This is a genomic window from Bacteroides sp. (assembly GCF_052357945.1).
Classification (GTDB): Bacteria; Bacteroidota; Bacteroidia; order Bacteroidales; family Bacteroidaceae; genus Bacteroides.
Window position 1 is genome coordinate 25,448 of record NZ_DAWCXD010000009.1, and the last position, 23,529, is coordinate 48,976.

At 42.5% G+C, this 23,529-nt stretch carries 16 protein-coding genes and 2 pseudogenes; 14 read left to right on the plus strand and 4 right to left on the minus strand.

Features of this window, described 5'->3' with window-relative positions:
* Nucleotides 1-5: 5 nt before the first annotated feature.
* The 10 genes from ACT8YW_RS04005 to ACT8YW_RS04050 all read left to right on the plus strand — a co-directional run bounded on the left by ACT8YW_RS04005 (nucleotide 6) and on the right by ACT8YW_RS04050 (nucleotide 15,934).
* Nucleotides 6-1,946 carry a RagB/SusD family nutrient uptake outer membrane protein gene (locus tag ACT8YW_RS04005; RefSeq protein ID WP_444104077.1) on the plus strand — a complete coding sequence of 647 codons (1,941 nt, stop codon included), beginning with the start codon at nucleotides 6-8 and terminating at the stop codon, nucleotides 1,944-1,946.
* A 33-nt stretch (nucleotides 1,947-1,979) separates the two neighbouring features.
* A complete protein-coding gene (locus ACT8YW_RS04010; RefSeq protein WP_444104078.1) occupies nucleotides 1,980-4,994 on the plus strand; it encodes a SusC/RagA family TonB-linked outer membrane protein in 3,015 nt (1,004 codons plus the stop codon).
* 28 nt (nucleotides 4,995-5,022) lie between these two features.
* On the plus strand, nucleotides 5,023-6,660 hold the full coding sequence (locus ACT8YW_RS04015) for a RagB/SusD family nutrient uptake outer membrane protein (protein WP_444104079.1): 1,638 nt from the start codon (nucleotides 5,023-5,025) through the stop codon (nucleotides 6,658-6,660).
* 27 nt (nucleotides 6,661-6,687) lie between these two features.
* On the plus strand, nucleotides 6,688-7,581 hold the full coding sequence (locus ACT8YW_RS04020) for a discoidin domain-containing protein (RefSeq protein ID WP_008016750.1): 894 nt from the start codon (nucleotides 6,688-6,690) through the stop codon (nucleotides 7,579-7,581).
* Nucleotides 7,582-7,596: 15 nt separating this feature from the next.
* Entirely contained in the window at nucleotides 7,597-9,075 is a 1,479-nt protein-coding gene (locus tag ACT8YW_RS04025) for a BT_3987 domain-containing protein (RefSeq protein ID WP_444104080.1), read from the plus strand.
* 44 nt (nucleotides 9,076-9,119) lie between these two features.
* Nucleotides 9,120-11,060 (plus strand): family 43 glycosylhydrolase, encoded by a 1,941-nt coding sequence (locus ACT8YW_RS04030; protein WP_444104081.1) that lies wholly within the window; start codon nucleotides 9,120-9,122, stop codon nucleotides 11,058-11,060.
* 123 nt (nucleotides 11,061-11,183) lie between these two features.
* Nucleotides 11,184-12,440, plus strand: a complete 1,257-nt coding sequence (locus ACT8YW_RS04035; protein WP_444104103.1) for a DUF2264 domain-containing protein — start codon at nucleotides 11,184-11,186, stop codon at nucleotides 12,438-12,440.
* Between the two features lie 28 nt (nucleotides 12,441-12,468).
* Nucleotides 12,469-13,491: a glycoside hydrolase family 43 protein gene (locus ACT8YW_RS04040; RefSeq protein WP_444104082.1), complete on the plus strand. Its 1,023-nt coding sequence runs from the start codon at nucleotides 12,469-12,471 to the stop codon at nucleotides 13,489-13,491.
* Between the two features lie 9 nt (nucleotides 13,492-13,500).
* Nucleotides 13,501-14,796: a BNR repeat-containing protein gene (locus ACT8YW_RS04045; protein ID WP_444104083.1), complete on the plus strand. Its 1,296-nt coding sequence runs from the start codon at nucleotides 13,501-13,503 to the stop codon at nucleotides 14,794-14,796.
* Nucleotides 14,797-14,800: 4 nt separating this feature from the next.
* On the plus strand, nucleotides 14,801-15,934 hold the full coding sequence (locus ACT8YW_RS04050; RefSeq protein ID WP_444104084.1) for a glycoside hydrolase family 88/105 protein: 1,134 nt from the start codon (nucleotides 14,801-14,803) through the stop codon (nucleotides 15,932-15,934).
* 91 nt (nucleotides 15,935-16,025) lie between these two features.
* Here the strand turns inward: ACT8YW_RS04050 and ACT8YW_RS04055 are convergent, their stop codons facing one another.
* The 4 genes from ACT8YW_RS04055 to ACT8YW_RS04070 are packed head-to-tail and all read right to left on the minus strand — an operon-like array spanning nucleotide 16,026 to nucleotide 19,165.
* Nucleotides 16,026-17,042 (minus strand): GNAT family N-acetyltransferase, encoded by a 1,017-nt coding sequence (locus ACT8YW_RS04055; protein ID WP_444104085.1) that lies wholly within the window; start codon nucleotides 17,040-17,042, stop codon nucleotides 16,026-16,028.
* 13 nt (nucleotides 17,043-17,055) lie between these two features.
* A complete protein-coding gene (locus tag ACT8YW_RS04060; protein WP_128859423.1) occupies nucleotides 17,056-17,973 on the minus strand; it encodes a DUF2156 domain-containing protein in 918 nt (305 codons plus the stop codon).
* A 56-nt stretch (nucleotides 17,974-18,029) separates the two neighbouring features.
* The gene (locus ACT8YW_RS04065) at nucleotides 18,030-18,725 is read right to left on the minus strand and encodes an LrgB family protein (RefSeq protein ID WP_004305057.1); all 696 of its coding nucleotides are present in this window, start codon (nucleotides 18,723-18,725) and stop codon (nucleotides 18,030-18,032) included.
* The gene (locus tag ACT8YW_RS04070) at nucleotides 18,722-19,165 is read right to left on the minus strand and encodes a CidA/LrgA family protein (protein ID WP_444104086.1); all 444 of its coding nucleotides are present in this window, start codon (nucleotides 19,163-19,165) and stop codon (nucleotides 18,722-18,724) included. Before ACT8YW_RS04070 ends, ACT8YW_RS04065 begins: the two co-directional genes overlap by 4 nt.
* 197 nt (nucleotides 19,166-19,362) lie before the next feature.
* Here ACT8YW_RS04070 and pta point away from each other — a divergent pair, with 197 nt between their 5' ends.
* From pta to ACT8YW_RS04090, 4 genes and pseudogenes are all read left to right on the plus strand, one after another.
* Nucleotides 19,363-20,382 carry a phosphate acetyltransferase gene (gene pta / locus ACT8YW_RS04075; RefSeq protein ID WP_008024419.1) on the plus strand — a complete coding sequence of 340 codons (1,020 nt, stop codon included), beginning with the start codon at nucleotides 19,363-19,365 and terminating at the stop codon, nucleotides 20,380-20,382.
* 40 nt (nucleotides 20,383-20,422) lie between these two features.
* A complete protein-coding gene (locus ACT8YW_RS04080) occupies nucleotides 20,423-21,622 on the plus strand; it encodes an acetate kinase (RefSeq protein ID WP_151935212.1) in 1,200 nt (399 codons plus the stop codon).
* A 204-nt stretch (nucleotides 21,623-21,826) separates the two neighbouring features.
* Nucleotides 21,827-22,579: pseudogene (locus ACT8YW_RS04085) on the plus strand (tyrosine-type recombinase/integrase); the annotation flags it as partial.
* Between the two features lie 686 nt (nucleotides 22,580-23,265).
* Nucleotides 23,266-23,436, plus strand: a pseudogene (locus ACT8YW_RS04090) (carboxymuconolactone decarboxylase family protein); the annotation flags it as partial.
* Between the last annotated feature and the right edge of the window lie 93 nt (nucleotides 23,437-23,529).

The following is a 23,529-nucleotide window of genomic DNA, read 5'->3' on the forward strand; positions in this document are numbered from 1 at the left end:
GCTTTATGAATAATATGATGAAACATTTTAGTAAATGGTTTATAGCGGCATTTGTGGGAGTAGCTTTGTTTGTCTCTTCTTGTGTCGATCAGGTAAAATTTGGAGATAGCTTTCTGGAAAAAGCTCCAGGTGTGGCAGTAACGCAAGATACAATCTTCGGAAAAGCTACGTATGCCCGTGCTTTCTTGTGGGATACTTATAGCAAACTTTATTACGCACTCCCAGTATATTGGAATACGGTGGAGGGAAAAATGAATACCGGAATCTTTGAAATGATGTCCGATTGTTGGCATAGCCATACAGACTGGAATGGAATTAACCGGAAATACTATTCAGGCTCTTATAAGGCCGGAGATGAGGATAGTAGCGATGATACACGCTTCGGGTATACGAAAGAGAACTGTTGGGAGGCGATTCGCGCTGCGTTGCTTTTTGTGGAGAATGTAGGTCGAGTTCCGGATATGGAGGATGCAGAGAAAAAGCGTTTGGCGGCAGAGGCTAAGGTGATTGTCGCATCTCGTTACTTTGATTTATTTCGTCATTTTGGAGGACTTCCTTTAATCAAGGAAACTTATGACGTACAGCCTTCTTATGAATTGCCTCGCGCTACGGTGGAAGAAACAGTGAAGTATATGGTTGATCTTTTAGATGAGGCTGCTGCTACTCCCGAACTCCCGTGGGATTTGGGTACAGATGACACGAACTGGCAAGGACGTTTCACCAAAGCGGCCGCTATGGGACTAAAGTGTAAGATTCTTTTGTTTGCAGCCAGTCCGTTATTTAATGATGATGAACCTTATTGTACGGAACCGCCACAAGATGCTGTGACTAATCATCAGGTGTGGTATGGTGCTTATAAGCCGGAATTGTGGGAGCAGTGTTGGCAGGCTTGTGATGATTTTTTTAAGGAACTTCAAGCAAAAGGATATTATGAACTGACGCAGGCGACAGAAGCTACAGCAAAAGGTTACAGAGATGCCTACAATAAGGCTTATTTTACTCGTGAGAATAATAAAGAACTGTTGATTTCTACGCATATTTCCCGCTTTAGTAAATTTAATTCATGGGATGAATGGCAGTATATTTTTGTCAATAGCGGAAATGGTACGGTTATTACGGGTGGACTAACTCCTACATTAGAATTTATGGAGATGTTTCCAATGAGTAAGGGTGAACCTTTCCAGTTGAATTCTACCACAAATCCGTTTTATACGGACAATGATTATAACAAGCCGATTCGTGACCCGCGACTGTATGAGACGATGCTGGTGAATGGAACACAGTTTGGCGATCATGCTGCCGAATTATGGATTGGAGGACGTGACAACATCAATGATACGGAGAAAGAGACTGGTAAATATGCTACTGGATTCGGATGTTATAAATTCTATAAAGAAGGTGTCAACTCACTGAAAGATAAATATCTGCAATGGCCGTATCTGCGTCTAGCAGAAATGTATCTGATTTATGCGGAGGCATTGCTAAAGTCTAAGAATGATTTAACGGGGGCTATCGAGCAAGTAAATAAGGTACGTGCCCGTGTTGGGTTAGGTGACTTGGCGGCTTGCAATCCGGATAAGAATCTGACGAACGACGCTAACGCTTTATTGGAAGAGATTCTTAGAGAGCGTGCTTGCGAACTGGGATTGGAAGATGTACGCTTGTTTGATATGACACGATATAAAAGAGATGATCTTTTCAGAAAACAACTCCACGGATTGAAGATTTATAGAAACGATGGGGGAGGAAACACGCCTTGGTCAGGAAGTACCGGAAACAGCAGCACTTATCCCAAACCAACGCAATTCACTTATGAAGCTTTTCCTTTAGTGAATCCTTCTCGTGCATGGTGGAGTAATTTTAGTCCGAAGTGGTATTTGTCAGCATTTCCACCATCAGAGGTGAATAAGAAATACGGATTGACTCAAAATCCGGGATGGAACTAATGTGGAATAACTACGATTAATGATAAGAATACAATGAAAAAATATAAGATATTAGCTTTAGCGATGTTCGCTTGTGTCACCTTGAACGGATGGGCGCAAAGTGAAGATAATGTGACCGGAAGGGTGCTCGATAAAGAAGGGAAACCGGTAGCGGGAGCTTTAGTCTCAGTTGAAGAGAATCCGTTGGTACGGGTAGCTACAGATAAAAATGGACGTTTTGAAATCATCGCGGTGAAAGGAAATCGGTTGAAAGTACAGACCGGTGATGATGCAACGAAGGTAGTGAAAGTAAACGGCGGCTCGGAACTGACCGTTGTCATGGATTACTCTTCAGAGAAAGTAAACTACGGATTTGGTCTGCAGCAAACGAATGCGGAGTCTACCGGTGCCGTATCTACTGTATATGCGGAGGATATAGACAAAAGTTCGGCTTTTTCAATCGGGAATTCCTTATATGGCAATGTGTTGGGACTGACTACCATGCAAAGTACCGGTGTGGTATGGGAACAGATGCCGTCAATGTATATTCGCGGACTGAAGACACTGAATGGCAATAATGGAATCTTGTTGGTAGTGGACGGGCTTGAGCGGGATAATAATTGGCAGGCTTTGAAATATATCACTCCGGAAGAAGTGGAATCGGTCAGTGTCCTTCGTGATGCGGCAGCATTGGCTCTTTATGGCTATAGGGGAGTGAATGGTGTAGTCAATATTGTGACAAAACGCGGTAAATACAATACTCGTGAGATTAATTTCTCCTATGATCATGCTTTTAATTATATGACACGTAAGCCGGAAATGGCGGACGCTTATATGTATGCTTCTGCTTTGAATGAGGCATTGACAAATGATGGTAAGCAGGTGCGCTATTCTCAGAATGAACTGAATGCGTTTAAGAATGGCACCTCTCCTTATCTTTATCCGAATGTAAACTGGTGGGATGAGGTCTTTCGTGATCGTGGAGCGTCAGATATCGCGACATTGAGTTTTCGCGGAGGATCTACCAAGATGCGTTATTATACGATGATGAATTTGCAGAACAATCGTGGATTTATCAAGAATTTCGATACAAATGCTGACTATTCTACTCAGGAAAAGTATTCAAAAGCTAATTTCCGTACTAACTTGGATATTGATTTGTCTCCGAAAACAAAGATGCAGGCCAATATCATGGGGATTTTGAATGAATTCAGTCGTCCGGGTATGGGCAGCGATAATTTGATAGCCAAGTTGTACCAACTGCCTTCGGCAGCTTTCCCAATTCGTACGGAAAGTGGCTTGTGGGGAGGAAACACTACTTGGGGCGAAAACTGGAATCCGGTAGCGTTGACCGAAGGACGTGCATACTCAAAAGGACATACCCGTGGATTATATGCTGATATGTCTTTGCGACAGGACTTATCTTCTTTGACAAAAGGTCTGGGGGCTTCTGTCCGTATGGGATATGACAATCTCGCTTCTTACTGGGAGAATCATACAAAAGGATATAAATATGGTATGGTATCTGTCGCTTCCTGGGAAAACGGGCTGCCGGTAGCAGGTGAGGAAATAACCGGAGGAAAAGATACGGAAATGTCGGGCGACAGCAAACTTGACTGGCAATACCGTGCCTTTAACTTTCAATTGAATGTAGACTGGCAACGTCAGTTTGGTGCGCACAGTCTGTATTCCATGTTGCTCTATACCTATAAATATGATAATGCTAAAGGCATTAATAATACGTTCTACCGTCAGAATGCGGGTTGGTATACTCATTATGGTTTTAAGAACCGTTATTTTGCGGATTTCACATTGATGGCTTCTGCTTCCAACCTGTTGGCGCCTGATCATCGTTGGAATGTATCTCCTACAGTTGGGTTGGCATGGCTTATCTCTAATGAGAAGTTCATGCAAAGTCAGAATGTGGTGAATTTCCTGAAACTACGGGCTTCGTTCGGTATGCTGAATACTGATAATATTCCCGGTAACGGTTATTGGAATGAGACCGTAGGCGGTGGTAACGGTTATCCGATAAATAACAATTTTGGTGGTGACGGAGGCTGGCATGAAGGTCGTTTGGCTTCTGTTAATGGAACCACAGAGAAAGCCTATAAATATAATGTAGGCGTGGATGCTACCTTGTTCAAGGGGTTGACTTTGACGGTAGATGGGTTTTATGAAAGACGTTCGGATATTTGGGTTAGTTCAGACGGACAAAACTCGGCGGTGCTCGGCGCAACCAGTCCCTATGTAAATGCGGGTATCGTAGATAGTTGGGGTACGGAAATCGGTGCCAATTACTGCAAGAAGATTGGTAACGTGGAATTCAATCTGGGAGGAACGTTCACTTACAACCGAAGCAAAATCATAGAGATGCTGGAAGAACCTGCCGCTTATGACTATACTCGTTCTACGGGCAACCCGGTGGGACAGATCTTTGGATTGCAGGCTATTGGATATTTTGTGGATCAGGCGGATATAGATAATAGCTTGCCGCAGCAGTTTGGACCGGTAAAGGCCGGAGATATCAAATACAAGGACATGAACGGTGATAAAGTCATTAATTCGGATGACAGAGTAGCTATGGGATATAATAGTACGTGCCCTGAAACTTATTATTCGTTCAGTCTTGGTTTGGAATGGAAGGGATTAGGTTTTAGTGCTCAATTCCAGGGAGTGGGAAATTATACGGCGATTTTGTCAGGAACTTACTATCATCCTTTGGTGGATAATACGACAATTTCTAATTATGTTTTCCGGAATCGCTGGACACCGGAAACTCCGAACGCTCGTTTTCCAAGGTTGACAACGGAGACTGTTGATAACAACTTACAGACAAGTTCTTTGTGGCTGGCAGATCGTTCTTTCTTAAAGTTGCGCAATTGTGAAGTGTACTACAAGCTCCCTTCTTCTTGGTTGAACAAATTCTGGATGAAAAATGCGAAAGTATATGTAAGAGGAGTCGATTTGCTTTGCTTCGATAGTATTGACCAACTGGATCCGGAAGCGATGAGTACTTCTTATCCTGCTACTCGTTCTATTCATGTTGGTTTGTCGGTAGGATTTTAACGTTTAACGCTATAAAAAGAAAGAAACTATGAAATTGAAAAATATATGCTTAGGAATAGCTTGTATAGCGGTGGTGTCAGCTTGCAGCGATAAAATGGATTATCATGAATACACATCATACGATAAGGGCTATGTCTTTTCGGACTTTTCCCGTACGGCAGGATTTGTGAATAATATCTATAGTTATCTGGATTCTGATTTACCAAGTTATCAGTCAATGGCTTCCGCTTGTGATGAAGCAGAAATGGCTGTTACTTATTCATCCGTTCTCGACTATACGAATGGTGCTTGGAGTGCATTGAATCCTAAATCTCTATGGGGGTATTATTCTGGTATTCGCGCGGCTAATTATTATCTGGAAGAAAGTAAAGAACTGGATTTCTATGATCTACGCTATGCACAGGATTATGAGGCTCAAATGAATAGGTTCAACCGTTACCAATATGAAGTTCGTCTGCTACGGGCATATTACTATTTCTTGCTAGTGCGTGCGTATGGGGATGTGCCTTTTACACAGAATGTATTGACAGAGAAAGAAGCCAATTCTCTTTCACGTACTCCGGCATCAGAAATATTTGATTTTATTATCAGTGAATGTGAGGAAGTGGCACCGGAATTGCCTGTTTCTTATTCTGCTTTGGACAATGACGCTGCAGGTGGCTCCAATCCGGAGGCTGGTCGTGTCACACAGGGAACGGCTTTGGCTTTAAAAGCCCGTGCCACATTATATAGAGCAAGCAAGTTGTTCAGTGGTGGTGAAGATCGGAATTTATGGCGTGAAGCTGCTATGGCTAATAAGGCTGTTATTGATTATTGTACGGCTAACGGCATCCGGCTTGGAAAATATACGGATATTTGGGGTACTGATAATTATCAAGCTTCTGAAATGATTTTCGTTCGTCGTATCGGAGATACAAGTAGCCCGGAATATACAAACTTCCCGGTTGGTATGGAGAATGCCAATTCTGGTAATTGCCCGACACAAACATTGGTGGATGCTTATGAATCTAAGGCTAATGGAGATAAAGATCCTCGTTTCAGCATGACAATCGCTTGCAATGGTGACAAATGGCCGAATACGAATCCGAATCCGTTGGAAACATTTATTGGTGGTAAGAACGGCTTACCTCTTCCTTATGCTACCCCCACCGGTTATTATTTGAAGAAGTATTTGGATGCGTCTACTGATATCAGTGCGGAGAGTGGTAGTGGAGGTAAAAGGCATAACTGGGTCATTTTCCGTTTGGGAGAATTCTATCTGAATTACGCAGAGGCAATATTCCGCTATTTGGGCTCAGCCGGTGCCACAGACAATGAATTTAAAATGTCGGCTTGCGCAGCTGTCAATAAGGTGCGTCAGCGTTCGGATGTACAAATGCCGGATTTTCCTGATGATATTTCTAGAACTGATTTCTGGGAACGGTATAAAAAAGAAAGAATGGTAGAATTGGCTTTTGAACAACATCGTTTCTGGGATGTCCGTCGATGGAAAGAAGGTGGCTTCACTAATATCGGGCGTATGGAGATTACTAAAAATGCGGATGGGAGCTTCCGTTATAATCGAATAAATAAGCCATTGGTTTGGGATGATAAGATGTATTTCTTTCCGATTCCGGCTTCGGAAATGCGTAAGAATCCGAATTTGAATCAGAATCCGGGATGGTAAGTTTAGTTAATGAAAAAGATAAAAGCTATGAAATTGAATATTAAACATATGATTGCAGCCTTTACTTTTCTGGGAATGGTTGGTTGTGATAAGAATTTTGAAGAATTCGATATAGTAGGGGGAGGAGCTCCGGCAGCCGTTGAACTTTCGACTGTCATACCGGAGGCTTTACCGGGGCAGATAAAACTGTCATGGAAAGCACCGGAAGGAGATTATGCTTATATGCAGATTCGCTATTATGATCCTTTGCAAAAGAAAAATGTTTGTAAGATTGCTTCTAAGGGAACAACGGAAATGTTGATAGAGAATACTCGTGCACGTTTCGGAGACTATACGTTCTATTTGCAGACTTTTAATGCGGCTCATGAAGCTGGAACGGTTCAGGAATTAAAAGCGCGGTCGGGAGCGATGCCAGCATCGTATACGGAGAAATCTCGTGCACAAGTTAGCCTGACGGTAGACCAGTTATCTTGTAATTATCCGGATGCGTCTGAGGGATATTTCGATCGTCTGATAGACGGTAAAACGGCGGATCCTTCTTTCTTCCACACTAACTGGCATTCTCCGCAAGTCGATCTGCCGCATTATATACAGATTGATTTAAAGGAAGAACATGAAAATTTTGCATTTGAATACTATACACGGGATACCGGAAATTCGGATGGATTTCCTACTTCCGCGGAATTACAGATTAGTACGGATGGTGAACACTGGGAAACCGTTTCTACTTTGACCGGATTGCCTACAACACGTCAGACAAAATACGCTTCGGATTTTGTAATGCCTGGTAAGAAGTTTAAATATTTCCGTTTCAATGTGTTAACAAGTTCGCAGAATAAAAAGTATTTCCATATTGGAGAGATTGCCTTCTTTGATGCGGATATTGAAAAGTATGACCCGGAAACTGTTCCTTTGGATTAATTTAAAATGAAACGTATGATGAAAATGAATAAAATATGGATGGTCGCCTGTATGGCGACCGCCTTCATCGGTGGAGTGTATGGCTGCGACGATGATAAAGACTTTAGTTATGAAGGTCAACTGGATTTGAATTTGTTGAACCTGACGCAGGCCCGTGATGTGTGGGATGGTGCGGAGTGTAATGTGACTACGGCTTTACAGCAAAGTGAGGATGAGACGACCGTTAAAAACTTTACTTATAAGTTGAATTTGTCTCTTTATCAAGGACGTAAAGCTGAACAAGAAGCTAAAGTGAACTTAGTTGTAAATAAGGATACGTTAAATAAAGTACTGGCTAAGGTGCCCGAAGGAGGTATTTATGCAAAATATGACGGTGCGGAACTACTTCCGGAATCCTATTATCATTTATCTTCTCAGACATTGACATTACAGGCTGGTGAAACAAAATCGGATGCCGTATCAGTAACAGTCTATTCTAGTGAACTGATTACTGCTTGTCAAGAGGCAGAGAGAAATCTGCTGTATGTACTTCCGTTGACGATTGAGTCTTCATCATCTTATGGAGTTAATTCTAAAACAAATACATTGATGTTACTTTTTAATGTGACCTATGTAAAACCGGAGGAACCAGAAGACCAAGAAGCGTACATGCCCGACAAGGTGGGGATACCTGATGACCATGAACTGGAAAACGGAATGAAATTGTTATGGCATGACGAATTCAATGGGACGGGAGAGCCGAATCCGGATATTTGGCAGTTTGAAACAGGTTTTGTTCGTAATGAAGAAGATCAGTGGTATCAGAAAGAGAACGCAAAAATGAAGGATGGGGCTTTACTTATTGAAGGAAGAATAGAGGCTGTGAAGAATCCTAATTATCAGAAAGGTAGTAGTGATTGGAAAAAGAACCGTGAATATTCGGAATATACATCTTCATGTATCTTGACGAAACCTGGGTATGTGTTCAAATATGGTCGTATGGAAGTGCGCGCTAAGATACCTGTGGAACAGGGGGCGTGGCCTGCTATTTGGTCTACAGGAAACTGGTGGGAATGGCCGTTAGGCGGTGAAATAGATATGCTTGAGTTTTATAAAGAGAAGATTCATGCTAATGTTTGTTGGGGAGGTAATAAACGTTGGGAAGGAACATGGAATTCCAAGAACTATCCCATCACTAACTTCACTTCCAAAGATAAACAATGGCCTGACAAGTATCACTTGTGGGTGATGGATTGGGATAAGGATTTTATGCGAATTTATCTGGATGGCGAGTTACTGAATGAAACGGATTTGACTTTGACAGTGAATAAAGGTGACAATGGTGCCGGACAAGGTGGATACCAGAATCCTTATTCAAACGATTACGAGGGGTTTGGACAGCGTATGATGTTGAATCTTGCAATCGGTGGTATTAATGGAAGACCTGTGGATAACACTGCGTTCCCTTTGAAATACCATATAGACTATATACGTATCTATCAGTCTAAAAAATAAACGGTAGCAATATCCTGTATTGCTGGCTGATTTAGAATCGGGCAATGCAGGATTTGTTCAACTATAGACATCTATTGATAATGAAAAAGAATAATGTATATATACTATTGTTATTACTGTTAACCCTACCTTTGCTTGCAACTGCACGGAATGACGATTGGCGGCTGGTTTGGAGCGATGAATTTAATACAGAGGGGAGATTATCCCCTTCCGTATGGAATTATGAACAAGGTTATGTCCGCAACGAGGAGGCTCAGTGGTATCAGACGGATAATGCATTCTGCAAAGGGGGCTTTCTTGTCATTGAAGCCCGGAAGGAACAAGGTCGCCGAAATCCTCTTTATGTGTGTGGTAGTAACGATTGGCGCAAGAAACGGGAGTTTGTAGAATATACTTCTTCATCGGTGACGACTGCCGGAAAGAAGGAGTTTCTCTACGGACGCTTTGAAGTACGTGCTCGCATACCGGTGGCGAAAGGTGCATGGCCGGCTATCTGGACGTTAGGTAGTAATATGGAGTGGCCCTCATGTGGAGAGATAGATATCATGGAATATTACCAAATCAAAGGGACTCCTCATATTTTGGCAAATGCAGCGTGGGGCACGGACAAGCAATGGGGGGCTAAATGGAATAGTAAGGCTATACCTTATGTTTATTTTACGGAAAAAGATCCGAACTGGGCTTCTAAGTTTCACATTTGGCGGATGGATTGGGATGAAGAAGCCATCAAACTCTATTTGGATGATGAATTGTTGAATGAGATTCCTTTAAAGGATGCTGTAAACGGAAGTATCGGCAGGGGAACGAATCCTTTTATGAAACCGCAATATCTTTTGTTGAATTTGGCTATTGGCGGCATCAACGGTGGACCGATTGATGAGAGTGCTTTGCCGATGAAGTATGAGATAGATTATGTACGGGTTTATCAGAAAGAGAAAAATATTGTTTCTGGTAAAGTTTGGAGAGATACGGATGGAAATGTGATTAATGCTCATGGTGGAGGCGTTTTGTATCATGAAGGAAAATATTATTGGTTTGGTGAACATCGTCCCGAATCGGGCTTTGTGACCGAAAAAGGAATAAACTGCTATTCTTCTATTGATTTGTGCAAATGGAAGCCTGAAGGCATTGTCTTGGCTGTATCCGGCGAGGAAGGGGCTGATATTGAAAAAGGGTGCATCATGGAACGTCCGAAAGTGATATATAATAAGAAAACCGGGAAGTTTGTGATGTGGTTTCATTTGGAAAAGAAAGGGAATGGGTACGGTTCTGCATGTGCAGCCGTTGCTGTCAGTGACTCACCAACCGGATCATATAGGTTTATTCGTTCTGGTCGTGTCAATAAGGGTGTCTATCCGTTGAATATGGATACAAAGGAGCGGGAAATCGAATGGGACTTTTCTAAATATAAGGAATGGTGGACTCCGGAATGGTATAGTGCTATTGAAAAGGGATTGTTCCTGAAAAGAGATATGGAAGGCGGACAGATGTCCCGCGATATGACTTTGTTTGTGGATGATGATGGGAAAGCTTATCATATTTATTCTTCGGAAGATAACTTGACTTTGCAGATTGCTGAATTGTCTGATGATTATCTCGGTCATACAGGCAGGTATATACGCATTTTTCCCGGCGGACATAATGAAGCTCCCGCTATTTTCAAGAAAGACGGAACGTACTGGATGATAACTTCCGGTTGTACGGGATGGGAGCCTAATAAAGCCCGGTTATTAACTGCTACTTCGATTCTTGGAGAATGGAAACAACTTCCGAATCCATGCGTCGGAGAGAAAGCGGATAAGACGTTCGGGGGACAGGGTACATATAGCTTTCCTTTGCAAGGGAAGGAAGACCGGTTTGTTTTTATGGCAGATAGCTGGTGTCCGGAGAGTTTGTCGGATTCACGTTATATTTGGTTGCCTATTCAATTTAATGAAAAAGGGATACCTTTTATTGAATGGATTGATAGGTGGAAACTTTATTAATTTCGTATATATAACTGTCTCTGTATTAAATTTGGTCTTTAAGTATCCCTTTTTTGACATAAATTTGGACGTTATTCTTGTGAGTATAAAGTATCTTTGTAAATGAAAAACCTAAATAATATCATGATCTTGAATAGACATTACGTATTGTTATTGCTTATGGCAATCTTGATGATTCCGTCACAAGACTTGTCGGCAAAAAAAAAGAAACAAGTGAAAGAACCGACCGACCGAGAGTTATGGGCGGAAGTATTGTATCGTATGGCTGAACCGGTGCTTAGTAATATGAGTGAAGGCAAGCTGCAACAGAATATGTTGGTTGAGTTAAGTCCGACATGGGATGGAAGAAATAAAAAGGTTACTTATATGGAATGTTTCGGACGTTTGATGGCAGGACTGGCTCCCTGGATTTCATTGCCGGATGATGATACATCCGAAGGTATCTGGCGGAAACAACTGCGTGAATGGGCGCTCAAGAGTTATGCGCAGGCTGTCGATCCGGAAAGTCCCGATTATCTGTTGTGGAGAAAGGAAGGGCAAACTTTAGTGGATGCTGCTTATATCGCGGAAAGTTTCATAAGAGGATATGATGCTTTATGGCTTCCGTTGGATAGCGTGACGAAACAACGTTATATTACCGAGTTTACACAGCTTCGCCGGGTAGACCCTCCTTATACGAATTGGTTATTGTTCTCTGCTACCGTAGAAGCCTTTCTGCGGAAAGCGGGTGCGCCAAGTGATACTTACCGCATAGCTTCGGCGTTGCGCAAAGTGGAAGAATGGTATGTTGGTGATGGTTGGTATTCGGATGGAAAGGACTTTGCTTTCGACTATTACAATAGTTTTGTATTGCATCCCATGTATATAGAGCCACTGGAAATAATGACCAATGGCGGAAAGAATAAAGTTTGGAATATGCCTGAATGTGACTACAACCGTGCGGTAAAACGAATGCAACGTTTCGGAATGATTTTGGAACGGTTCATCTCTCCCGAAGGGACACTCCCTGTCTTTGGGCGTTCTATTACCTATCGTACAGGAACTTTGCAGCCTTTGGCATTGTTGGCATGGAGAGAATGGTTACCCAAGGAATTGCCCGACGGACAAGTGCGTGCAGCCATGACGGCAGTTATTAAACGAATGTTTGGAGATGACCGCAATTTCAATGAAAAAGGATTCCTTACTTTGGGTTTCAATGGCAAGCAACCGAATATATCCGATTGGTATACAAATAATGGTAGCTTATATATGGCATCACTTGCTTTCCTGCCGCTTGGACTTCCGGCTGACCATCCCTTCTGGACATCTCCTGCCGAAGACTGGACAAGTAAAAAAGCCTGGGAAGGGAATGACTTCCCGAAAGACCATGCTTTTCATTAATAATGAATTAACCAACAAATATTGATATATGACTAGACTATTATTACTGTTTGTAGCTTGCATAGGCTTGCTTCCAATATCCGTACAGGCTCAGAAGAATACGGCGTTTACCCCCGGACAAGTGTGGAAAGATACCGATGGAAATCCGATAAACGCTCATGGTGGCGGACTTCTTTATCATGATGGCACCTACTATTGGTATGGTGAATATAAGAAAGGAAAAACGATTTTGCCGGACTGGGCTACGTGGGAGTGTTATCGTACAGACGTGACCGGAGTTGGTTGTTACTCTTCTAAAGACTTGCTGAATTGGAAATTTGAAGGAATTGTGCTTCCGGCAGTCAAAGACGATCCGAATCATGACCTGCATCCGTCCAAAGTGTTGGAACGTCCGAAAGTCATCTTTAATAAGAAGACCGGTAAGTTTGTAATGTGGGCGCATGTGGAAAGTGCCGATTACAGTAAGGCTTGTGCCGGAGTGGCGGTAGCCGATTCTCCTGTCGGGCCGTTCGTTTATCAGGGAAGTTTTCGTCCGAACAATGCGATGAGCCGCGATCAGACTGTTTTTGTGGATGATGACGGACGTGCTTATCAGTTTTATTCTTCAGAAAATAATGAAACGATGTATATCAGCCTTCTGACTGATGATTATCTGAAACCGAGCGGACGTTTTACACGCAATTTCGTAAAAGAATCGAGAGAGGCTCCGGCAGTATTTAAATATAATGGTAAATATTATATGTTAAGCTCCGGTTGTACTGGTTGGGATCCTAATATAGCCGAGATCGCAGTAGCCGATTCTATTATGGGAACATGGAAGACAATCGGAAATCCTTGTACGGGACCGGATGCAGATAAAACGTTTTATGCCCAGAGTACTTATGTCCAGCCTGTTGTCGGAAAGAAGGATGTATATATTGCCATGTTCGACCGTTGGAAGAAGAAGGATTTGGAAGATTCCCGTTATGTATGGTTGCCTGTGTTGGTAAAAGAGGGGAAAATAACTATCCCTTGGTATGAAAAATGGAACCTTTCTATCTTTGACAAATAAAAAATAAATATGAAACGGATACTGTTACTACTTTGCGGAATAGTGCTCGTTCCCGTTATTGCCTGTTCCCAGCATTTGGTTGAAGTGGGAAAGGGGTATAGCTGTACTTCGGTCAATACGACGGTCTTTCGGAATAACTCGCTGGTTACACACGGTGATGAACAATATATCAGTTATTACGATAACGATGGCTATCTGGTACTTGGAAAGCGGAAACTGGATTCGGAACAATGGACATTACATCGCACCCAATATCAGGGAAATGTGAAGGATGCTCATAATATAATTAGTATGATGATAGATGGAGAAGGATACATACACGTATCTTTTGACCATCACGGACATCCATTGAATTACTGCCGGAGCATTGCTCCCGGTTCTTTGGAACTGGGGGATAAAATGCCCATGACCGGAGTTGACGAAGGAAATGTCACCTATCCGGAGTTCTATCCTTTATCCGGAGGAGATTTATTGTTTGTTTACCGCTCCGGTTCTTCGGGGCGTGGAAATCTGGTAATGAACCGTTATTCGCTGAAAGAACATAAATGGACTCGTGTGCAGGATATACTGATCGACGGGGAAAATAAACGGAATGCCTATTGGCAGTTATATGTTGATGAGAAAGGGACGATTCATCTTTCATGGGTATGGCGGGAGACCTGGCATGTGGAAACAAACCATGATATTTGTTATGCCCGTTCTTTTGATAATGGGGTAACCTGGTATAAGACGAGTGGAGAACGATATGAACTCCCTATCAAATTGTCCAATGCGGAGTATGCCTGTCGTTTACCTCAAAACTGTGAGTTGATTAATCAGACGAGTATGAGTGCCGATGCAGGAGGAAATCCGTATATAGCTACTTATTGGCGGGAATCCGATAGTGATGTTCCTCAATACCGCATCATCTGGAATGACGGGAAGGTGTGGCATCAACGGCAGATAACCGATCGCCGGACACCTTTTACCTTGAAGGGTGGAGGTACGAAAATGATCCCCATTGCCCGTCCGCGTATTGTGGTAGAAGGTGGAGAAGTCTTTTATATTTTCCGTGACGAAGAACGGGGAAGCCGTGTGTCGATGGCACATGCGACTGATGTGGGTACGAGTAAGTGGACAATAACGGATCTGACGGATTTTTCGGTGGATGCCTGGGAACCCTCTCATGATACGGAACTTTGGAAAAAGCATCGGAAACTGCATCTCTTTGTACAACACACCCGTCAGGGAGACGGTGAACGCACAGCGGAAATTGAGCCTCAAATGATATATGTATTGGAAATGAATATGGATACAAATAAATAAAGATATGAAGAAACTATATGCAACTCTTTTTTCTGCACTCTTTCTAGGCGGTACAATCTGTGCAAGTTGCACGGATAAGAAAGATGCTTCTGCTGAAGAAGTGATAAACACCATTCATAAAGTGAATAATTATTGGCAGACGAATCATCCGGAACACGGACGTTCTTTTTGGGATAATGCCGCTTATCACACCGGAAATATGGAAGCTTATTTTCTGACTAAGCAGCCGGAATATCTGGAATACTCGAAAGCCTGGGCGGAACATAATGAATGGAAAGGGGCAAAATCAGATCATAAGGAAAACTGGAAGTACAGTTACGGTGAAAGTGATGATTATGTGCTTTTCGGTGACTATCAGATTTGTTTCCAGACGTATGCCGATCTCTATAATCTGGAACCGGATACACAGAAAATAGCCCGTGCCCGCGAAGTGATGGAATATCAGATGAGTACCCCCAATCATGATTATTGGTGGTGGGCAGATGGCTTATATATGGTCATGCCGGTCATGACAAAGATGTATAACATAACTAAGAATCCGCTCTATTTGGAGAAACTGCATGAATACCTCGCCTATGCTGATAGTATTATGTATGATGAAGAGGCCGGACTTTATTACCGGGATGGAAAATACGTGTATCCTAAACACAAGAGTGTGAACGGCAAAAAGGATTTCTGGGCACGTGGAGACGGCTGGGTATTGGCCGGATTGGCAAAAGTCTTGAAAGAACTTCCTGAAACAGATAAGTATCGTCCGGAGTATATAGATCGTTTCCGTACCCTGGCTAAGTCGGTTGCTGCTTGTCAACAGCCGGAAGGCTACTGGACACGCAGTATGCTCGACCCGCTGCATGCACCGGGACCGGAAACCAGTGGAACAGCTTTCTTTACCTATGGTTTACAATGGGGAATCAATAACGGTTTCCTGGATGCAGCAGAATATCAGCCGGTGGTTGAAAAAGCATGGAAATATCTCTCAACAGTTGCTTTGCAGCCTGATGGCAAGATTGGATATGTGCAACCGATTGGTGAGAAAGCGATACCCGGTCAGGTGGTAGACGCAAACTCCACTTCGAATTTTGGAGTAGGTGCGTTTCTATTGGCAGCCTGCGAACGGGTTCGTTATTTGAATAAATAAATACAGGCACGGATTACACGGGTTTCACAGCTCTTAGAGGCATGCCTTAATATAAGTCAACAGCGTAATCCGTGTAATCCGTGCCTAAAATTTAATTCAGCATCAAGCTCATATATGGCTTTAACGACTGAAGTATTCTATTGGTTAATTCGCTAATATTCATTTGTATATGTGCACCGGGCAGTCGCTCGGTATTATACATACACTTTCCTTTGCACAGGTAATAATAGCCGTTATTTACGGACAATTGTTTGTCTGATAATTCCAACTGCATTTCATCTTCAGGAAAAGCCGCGGCATAGATTTGCAGCACTTCTTTGGCATTGATGATGCGTGCCATGCCCAACGGATGTTGAGGCTGTTGATCTTCAGGAGGTAAGAGTTGAACCATGCGCTTATACCCGGTGTGTTGCCTGATAGCATATAATAGGCTATATTCCACATCTTTATCTTCAGCGCAAAGTTCATTGATAATGATATGTTTGTCTCCTTTATATATAATAGTCACCCCCTTGATTTCGTTTTCTTGTCTGGCTACAAATAAGTATCCTCCGCTGATGGCAAGATCAGTCATAATAACCTGAAAGTCTTCCAGCGTGTGCTGAATACAGCAAGCCCGTTCGGAAAGCTTCTTATTCAAATAAGAATAGATCTCCTCCTGAAACTCTGATACCACATTGACCACTATCTCTTTGGCAGGAATAAACTCCGGCAAAACAATCTCTTTAGTTGAATACTTGAATACGGAAGCATATCCCATGCGGGCATAATAATCGAACAACCAGGGCTCTGCCGGTATCAATGTACTGAAATGTACTCCATTCCGCAGCATCCGGGCGAAAGACTGTGATAAGAGCTCTCGCATGACCCCTTTGCTTCGGAAATCGGGATGCGTACAGGCTCCTGAAATATAGGAAGTCTGCACTGTTTCTCCGCCGAAAGTCATCGGATAAGGAAGCATCTGAAGCGCAGAGATTACCTCATCGCCACTTTGGATGGCGACATTCACCTCTGTTTTATAGCGCAGTCTGAAGTACATTTCAACGAATTCTTCACTATCGTCAAAACAGATTTTCCACAATGCTTTTACTTGCTCCTTTATCATCATATTTATAATGGATTTACCATTTAACCATATTCATGGGATGCTCTTTGAGGCAAGCCATATATTTTTCCAGAATCGTTGCCGGCTGGTAAGACAGTTTGGCTTTGCGCAAACCCTCAATACCTAAATCCTCTTCCCGGTTGATATAGATATATTGTTCGGGAATCCGGTTGGCAAATTCATAATTAATCATGGCATACGCACCTTCAATACTGGTATCCGCTTTTTCTACATGTACGCCGAACGTTTCATGGTTAATAGGCATACCGAATGTGAATGCGACGATTTTACCGTTCACATGCAAGATACCTCCCGTCAGTCCGAGTGCCTCGAAGTTGTGGAGAGCATAAATCAGGGCGCGACGTTCGTTGCCTGTCCCCTCCTGTTGGTCACAGTTATTCACTTTACACCACTCTGCTTCCAGATCCAGACATTCCTGAATACGGTCCGGGGTAATCGGTGTGTATTCATAATCCGGATAAGTGTTGCGGAACCGGTTGATATGATTTCTTTTCGCCTGGAATTTCTTCCCTTTCAGCGTAGAAAGATCACTTCTCAAATAAATATAATCCGCATAGTCGCGGTCTTCTGTGAAAGTGAACTGTTCCGGAAGGATGGTTTCGAGATCAGCGCGCATATTGCTGCACACTCCCAGCATACAGAAATGCTGGTTCTCTTTGCGGGCATCTTCTATCAGCTCCCACAATACTGCTTTCAAATCTCCTGTGCCTACGGGCATCATATAAGCAAGTTGTTCTCCCGCCCAGAACTTGAATACCAGAAAGTTGTCGACCACTGCGAATTGAGTGTCGTATAAGAACCTCCAGCTGCAAAGATTGGAGAATGAAAGATCGCAATTACGGCGATCACTTTTCATCGTGAATGAGGTGATTGTGTCTTTGTCTGCTAATGTGATATCTTTAAATGGAATCATAAAATTGCTTTTTGCGTTTAACTCTTTATATAACGGAAAATCAAGAGATTTTGTTTTTACAAGACACCTAATAATCGAAGGATCGTAGGTGTGAGCAGTGCAGTGAAGATTCCATTCAGTGTCAGGCCCAGGCTGGCGTATGCCCCATATTTGCTGCTGATATCCATTGCGGTGGAAGTTCCGACAGCATGAGCGGCTGTCCCCATCGAAAGCCCTTGGGCGATCGGACTGCCTACACGCATGATTTTCATGGTCTTAAAACCACAGATTGCTCCTAATAAACCTACTGCCACAACAACTGCCGCCGTCAGTGACGGAATACCGCCAATGGCTTTGGTTACTTCCATCGCAATCGGAGTCGTAACCGATTTGGGAGCGAGTGACAGGATTACTTCTTGGGAAGCTCCCATAAACTTCGCAATCAGCACTACTGAAATAACTCCGACAATGCAGCCTGCCAGTTGAGACAGAAGGATTGGCAATAACTGCTTTTTTATCATCTCCAATTGAAGATATAAAGGTACGCCTAAAGCGACAACAGCCGGACGGAGCCAGAATTCGATCAGATGTCCTCCTTTATTATAGGTCTCGTATGAGATATTTGTCATTTTAAGGAAGATGATTAATAGGGCGATGGTCAGCAATATAGGATTTAATAATACCAGTCCTGTTTTCTTCTGAAGCAATTTGGCAAAGAAGAAAATCCCGAAGGTGATAGCCAGCAGGAAGAAATTATTCTCTAAGAAGCTCATTTGTCTTTATTCGTTAAGTTGATTTTATCTTTAAGGTGTAGTTTCTCCGGCAGATGGAAATCCGTCAGGTGAAGTTTGCGCGCCAGCTTAATCTGACGTGCCAGCCTGAACTTGCGGACGATTTGGTGCACCCATCCCGTAACGACAAGTACAAGCGCGGTGCTGACAATGGTCGCTGTCACTATCGGCCAGAACTCTGCCGCAATGACATCAAAGTACAGCATAAGAGCCACACCGGGCGGAACGAAAAAGAATCCTAAGTTGGCAACCAGAAAGTCGGACAATCCCTGTACCCAGTGTAGTTTAATCCAACCTAATTTTAAAAAGAGGGTGAGCAGCAGCATACCGATGATGCTGGAGGGGAGTTTGATACCCGTAAGATAAACTATTAATTCACCCAAAGCCAAACAGCCAAATAAAATGGCGCACTGACGTATCATATACTAATAACCTATTGATTTTGTTTGAAAACACTGCAAAGGTATGAAAAATAGGAGTACAGTGTTAAATATTATAATATTTTAGACTTGGGAGAGAAAAATAGCCGAAATTGTAATGTGGATATTGCAAAATTGAGTACTTTTGCACCGCAAATTACAAATTGTAAGGACGTTTTATAATAATATTCAATATATCTATGCTCAATTTAATCAACCAAATCGTGGCGCGTGCGAAAGCAAATCGCCAACGTATTGTTCTTCCGGAAGGAACTGAAGAACGCACATTGAAAGCTGCCAATATGATTTTGACAGACGAAGTAGCCGATCTAATTTTACTGGGTAAACCGGCAGAAATTAATGAACTTGCTACAAAATGGGGATTGGGAAACATCGGTAAAGCTACTATCATTGATCCTGAAACTTCTCCGAAACACGAAGAATATGCGCAGTTGTTGTGTGAACTTCGTAAAAAGAAGGGGATGACTATCGAAGAAGCCCGCAAATTGACGAGCGATCCTTTGTTCTATGGTTGTTTAATGATTAAGAGCGGTGATGCTGACGGTCAGTTGGCTGGTGCCCGCAACACTACTGGTAATGTATTGCGTCCTGCTTTGCAGATTATCAAGACTGCTCCGGGAATCACTTGCGTATCCGGTGCTATGTTGCTCCTGACTCATGCTCCTGAATACGGAAAGAATGGCATTTTGGTCATGGGTGACGTTGCCGTAACTCCGGTTCCGGACGCTAATCAGCTGGCACAGATTGCTATTTGTACTGCTCAAACTGCGAAAGCCGTTGCCGGTATTGAAAATCCGAAAGTGGCTCTGTTGAGCTTCTCTACCAAGGGTTCTGCAAAACACGAAGTAGTTGATAAAGTGGTAGAAGCTACTAAGATTGCAAAGGAGATGGCTCCTACGCTTGATCTGGATGGTGAAATGCAGGCTGATGCTGCTCTTGTTCCGGAAGTCGGTGCAAGCAAGGCTCCGGGTTCTCCTGTGGCTGGCGAAGCAAACGTATTGATTGTTCCGAGTCTGGAAGTTGGTAATATCTCTTATAAGTTAGTTCAACGTCTGGGACATGCTGACGCTGTCGGCCCGATCCTTCAGGGTATCGCTTGTCCGGTAAACGACTTGTCTCGTGGTTGTTCTATCGAAGATGTATATCGCATGATTGCTATCACGGCTAATCAGGCTATTGCAGCAAAGGCGAATAAATAAGTATTAGGTATAAAGTAGTAAGTATTAAATCGACAACGACATGAAAATTCTGGTATTGAACTGCGGAAGTTCATCTATTAAATATAAATTGTTCGATATGACCAGCAAAGAAGTGATTGCACAAGGTGGTATCGAAAAAATCGGTCTGAAGGGATCTTTCTTGAAACTGACTTTGCCGAACGGCGAAAAGAAAGTATTGGAAAAAGATATTCCTGAACATACAGTAGGAGTAGAGTTTATCCTGAATACATTGATTCATCCTGAATATGGTGCTATCAAATCTTTGGATGAGATTAATGCGGTAGGTCACCGTATGGTGCACGGAGGCGAACGTTTCAGCGAATCTGTATTGCTGAACAAGGAAGTATTGGAGGCATTTGCAGCTTGCAATGATCTGGCTCCGCTTCACAACCCTGCTAACCTAAAAGGTGTGAATGCAGTTTCTGCTATTCTTCCTAACATTCCGCAGGTAGGTGTATTCGATACGGCTTTCCATCAGACCATGCCGGATTATGCTTACATGTATGCTATCCCTCACGAACTGTATGAAAAGTATGGTGTGCGTCGTTATGGCTTCCACGGAACTTCTCATCGTTACGTGTCAAAACGTGTATGCGAATTCCTGGGCGTGAATCCGGTAGGACAGAAAATTATCACTTGCCACATTGGTAACGGTGGTTCTATCGCCGCTATCAAAGATGGTAAATGTATGGATACCACTATGGGCTTGACTCCGTTGGAAGGCTTGATGATGGGTACTCGCAGCGGTGACATTGATGCCGGTGCAGTAACATTTATCATGGAAAAAGAAGGCTTGAATACTACGGGTGTTTCCAATCTGCTGAACAAGAAGAGCGGTGTGCTCGGTGTTTCAGGTGTATCAAGCGATATGCGCGAACTTTTGGCTGCTTGTGCGGCTGGCAATGAGAAAGCTATCCTTGCAGAGAAGATGTACTATTACCGTATCAAAAAATATATCGGAGCTTATGCTGCTGCATTGGGCGGTGTAGACATCATCCTGTTTACTGGTGGTGTAGGTGAGAATCAGATGGAATGTCGCCGTGAAGTTTGTAAGGATATGGAATTCATGGGTATTGAGCTTGACAACGATGTGAATGCTAAAGTTCGTGGTGAGGAAGCAATTATTTCTACTCCTGCTTCTAAAGTGAAAGTAGTAGTGATTCCGACAGACGAAGAATTGTTGATTGCATCCGATACAATGGATATTCTGAAGAAATAATAACTGAATTGATTTATATTGTACGGGGATGTGCCAAGATTGGGACATCCCCGTCTTTTTTTGTCTTAGTTTTACCTCATCGCTCCTTTCATTTACTTCCAAGAAACAACATTGTTATTATTATTGTTATTTGTAACTTACAGGTTTGCTTGTTCTTAAAAATACCTGTATGTTTATTGTGTAATTAAATTAAGTAATAATAATATGTTAAAAGTAGTAGCATTTATGAGGCAAGTGGCTAACGGGCTACAAATGGGGGGAAACTTTGGGACGGCTCACGTATATCGTAGCAGTCTCAATGCCATTATTGTTTATTGTGGGAAAGGAGATTTCACTTTTGATAAAGTAACTCCGGGATGGTTGAAAGGTTTCGAAATACATCTTCGTAGCCGTGGTTGTAGTTGGAACACAGTTTCAACTTATTTGCGTACATTTCGTGCAGTATATAACCGTGCAGTCGATCTTCGAAAAGCACCTTATGTGCCGAACTTATTTCATTCGGTTTATACCGGTACTCGCGCTGATCGTAAGCGAGCTTTATGTGAGGAAGACATAAAAAAGGTATTTGCAAAATTACATTCATCGGTTGCAACTCCGGCTTTGCGATGTACACAAGAGCTATTTACTCTGATGTTTTTACTTCGTGGTTTACCTTTTGTCGATCTCGCATATTTGCGTAAGAGTGATTTGCATGATAATGTGATTACTTATCGTAGGCGTAAGACGGGGCGTACATTGTCGGTGACATTGACTCCGGAGGCAATGCTTTTGGTGAAGAAGCACATGAATTGTGACCCTTCTTCTCCATACCTTTTCTCATTGTTGAAAAGTCGTGAAGGAACAAAAGAGGCATATCGAGAGTATCAGTTAGCATTGCGCACATTTAACCGACAATTAATGTTGTTGGGTGAATTGTTGGGACTGGGTGATAAATTGAGTTCATACACCGCGAAACATTATGTGTTTTCTATCTAATTGAAAATAAAGAAGTTATCTGTTATTTTATTGATAACAGGTAACGATTTAGAAACGAGCGAATTACAATATTCTGTTTCCTTTTACCTCTGTCAAAGAACGATTTTTTCAATGCAAATATACATTTTACTTGTGGCAAAAGCAATCCTTTTCCGCATTTAATCAATTAAAAGTGAATCCCCAAGAAGGTATCTGATTTCACTTCACCCTGTCTTTTGAGATAAATAATATAACAATCTAATCCACAATTGTTTTTTGCATGGGATAGGTTTTGTTCATTCAATCCCTGCAAAATACGTTTTTAAAACATCTCAATCCGATAGAGTATTTACATAAATGTATGAAAACGAGATACGATAAGGGGATGTTATAGTCTTATGTAAGGGGGGGCTTAGGCCATTGGCTACGTATAGTCAGGTGTTTTATTACATAAAAACTATGAGTATAGCTGCCAGAACTTTAAATAAGCATAATACCAACCAGATGCTGTTCGCCCCTATTGCTTTAGGCAAGAGATAGATCTGAACAATAGAGCTAAGGTCTCTCCATTCCACGCTCTGATAATATCCTATAACGGTATGGTTAAAGATAAAGAATATAAAAACGGTAGATAAATAGGGATACCCTTTGATGGCTATAGACGGTGGTATTATCCAGATTTATAAGGACTTAACGATAATATTCTCTTCGGAAAGCAGTAGAGCTGCACTGATAAACTGGGGCTGTGTGACCGCAGTTTAGTAATGATTACCTCTCTTATCGTCAGGACATCACGGATAATCCGCTCGTATTCCGGCCTCTGGCCGGCAAAGATGAACAACATTACCCGTGATGACATCTACTTTTCCATTAAGCCTGCATGAACCCCGTCTGTCATCGGGACGGTGTCGATACCGGATTTTCAGATACCGGACGCACCGTCATGGCAAAGT

Bases quoted from the DNA above. Each gene is read 5' to 3' on its own strand.
- ACT8YW_RS04005 (WP_444104077.1), top strand. From the start codon at position 6: ATGAATAATATGATGAAACATTTTAGTAAATGGTTTATAGCGGCATTT.
- ACT8YW_RS04010 (WP_444104078.1), top strand. From the start codon at position 1,980: ATGAAAAAATATAAGATATTAGCTTTAGCGATGTTCGCTTGTGTCACC.
- ACT8YW_RS04015 (WP_444104079.1), top strand. From the start codon at position 5,023: ATGAAATTGAAAAATATATGCTTAGGAATAGCTTGTATAGCGGTGGTG.
- ACT8YW_RS04020 (WP_008016750.1), top strand. From the start codon at position 6,688: ATGAAATTGAATATTAAACATATGATTGCAGCCTTTACTTTTCTGGGA.
- ACT8YW_RS04025 (WP_444104080.1), top strand. From the start codon at position 7,597: ATGATGAAAATGAATAAAATATGGATGGTCGCCTGTATGGCGACCGCC.
- ACT8YW_RS04030 (WP_444104081.1), top strand. From the start codon at position 9,120: ATGCAGGATTTGTTCAACTATAGACATCTATTGATAATGAAAAAGAAT.
- ACT8YW_RS04035 (WP_444104103.1), top strand. From the start codon at position 11,184: ATGATCTTGAATAGACATTACGTATTGTTATTGCTTATGGCAATCTTG.
- ACT8YW_RS04040 (WP_444104082.1), top strand. From the start codon at position 12,469: ATGACTAGACTATTATTACTGTTTGTAGCTTGCATAGGCTTGCTTCCA.
- ACT8YW_RS04045 (WP_444104083.1), top strand. From the start codon at position 13,501: ATGAAACGGATACTGTTACTACTTTGCGGAATAGTGCTCGTTCCCGTT.
- ACT8YW_RS04050 (WP_444104084.1), top strand. From the start codon at position 14,801: ATGAAGAAACTATATGCAACTCTTTTTTCTGCACTCTTTCTAGGCGGT.
- ACT8YW_RS04055 (WP_444104085.1), bottom strand. From the start codon at position 17,042: ATGATGATAAAGGAGCAAGTAAAAGCATTGTGGAAAATCTGTTTTGAC.
- ACT8YW_RS04060 (WP_128859423.1), bottom strand. From the start codon at position 17,973: ATGATTCCATTTAAAGATATCACATTAGCAGACAAAGACACAATCACC.
- ACT8YW_RS04065 (WP_004305057.1), bottom strand. From the start codon at position 18,725: ATGAGCTTCTTAGAGAATAATTTCTTCCTGCTGGCTATCACCTTCGGG.
- ACT8YW_RS04070 (WP_444104086.1), bottom strand. From the start codon at position 19,165: ATGATACGTCAGTGCGCCATTTTATTTGGCTGTTTGGCTTTGGGTGAA.
- pta (WP_008024419.1), top strand. From the start codon at position 19,363: ATGCTCAATTTAATCAACCAAATCGTGGCGCGTGCGAAAGCAAATCGC.
- ACT8YW_RS04080 (WP_151935212.1), top strand. From the start codon at position 20,423: ATGAAAATTCTGGTATTGAACTGCGGAAGTTCATCTATTAAATATAAA.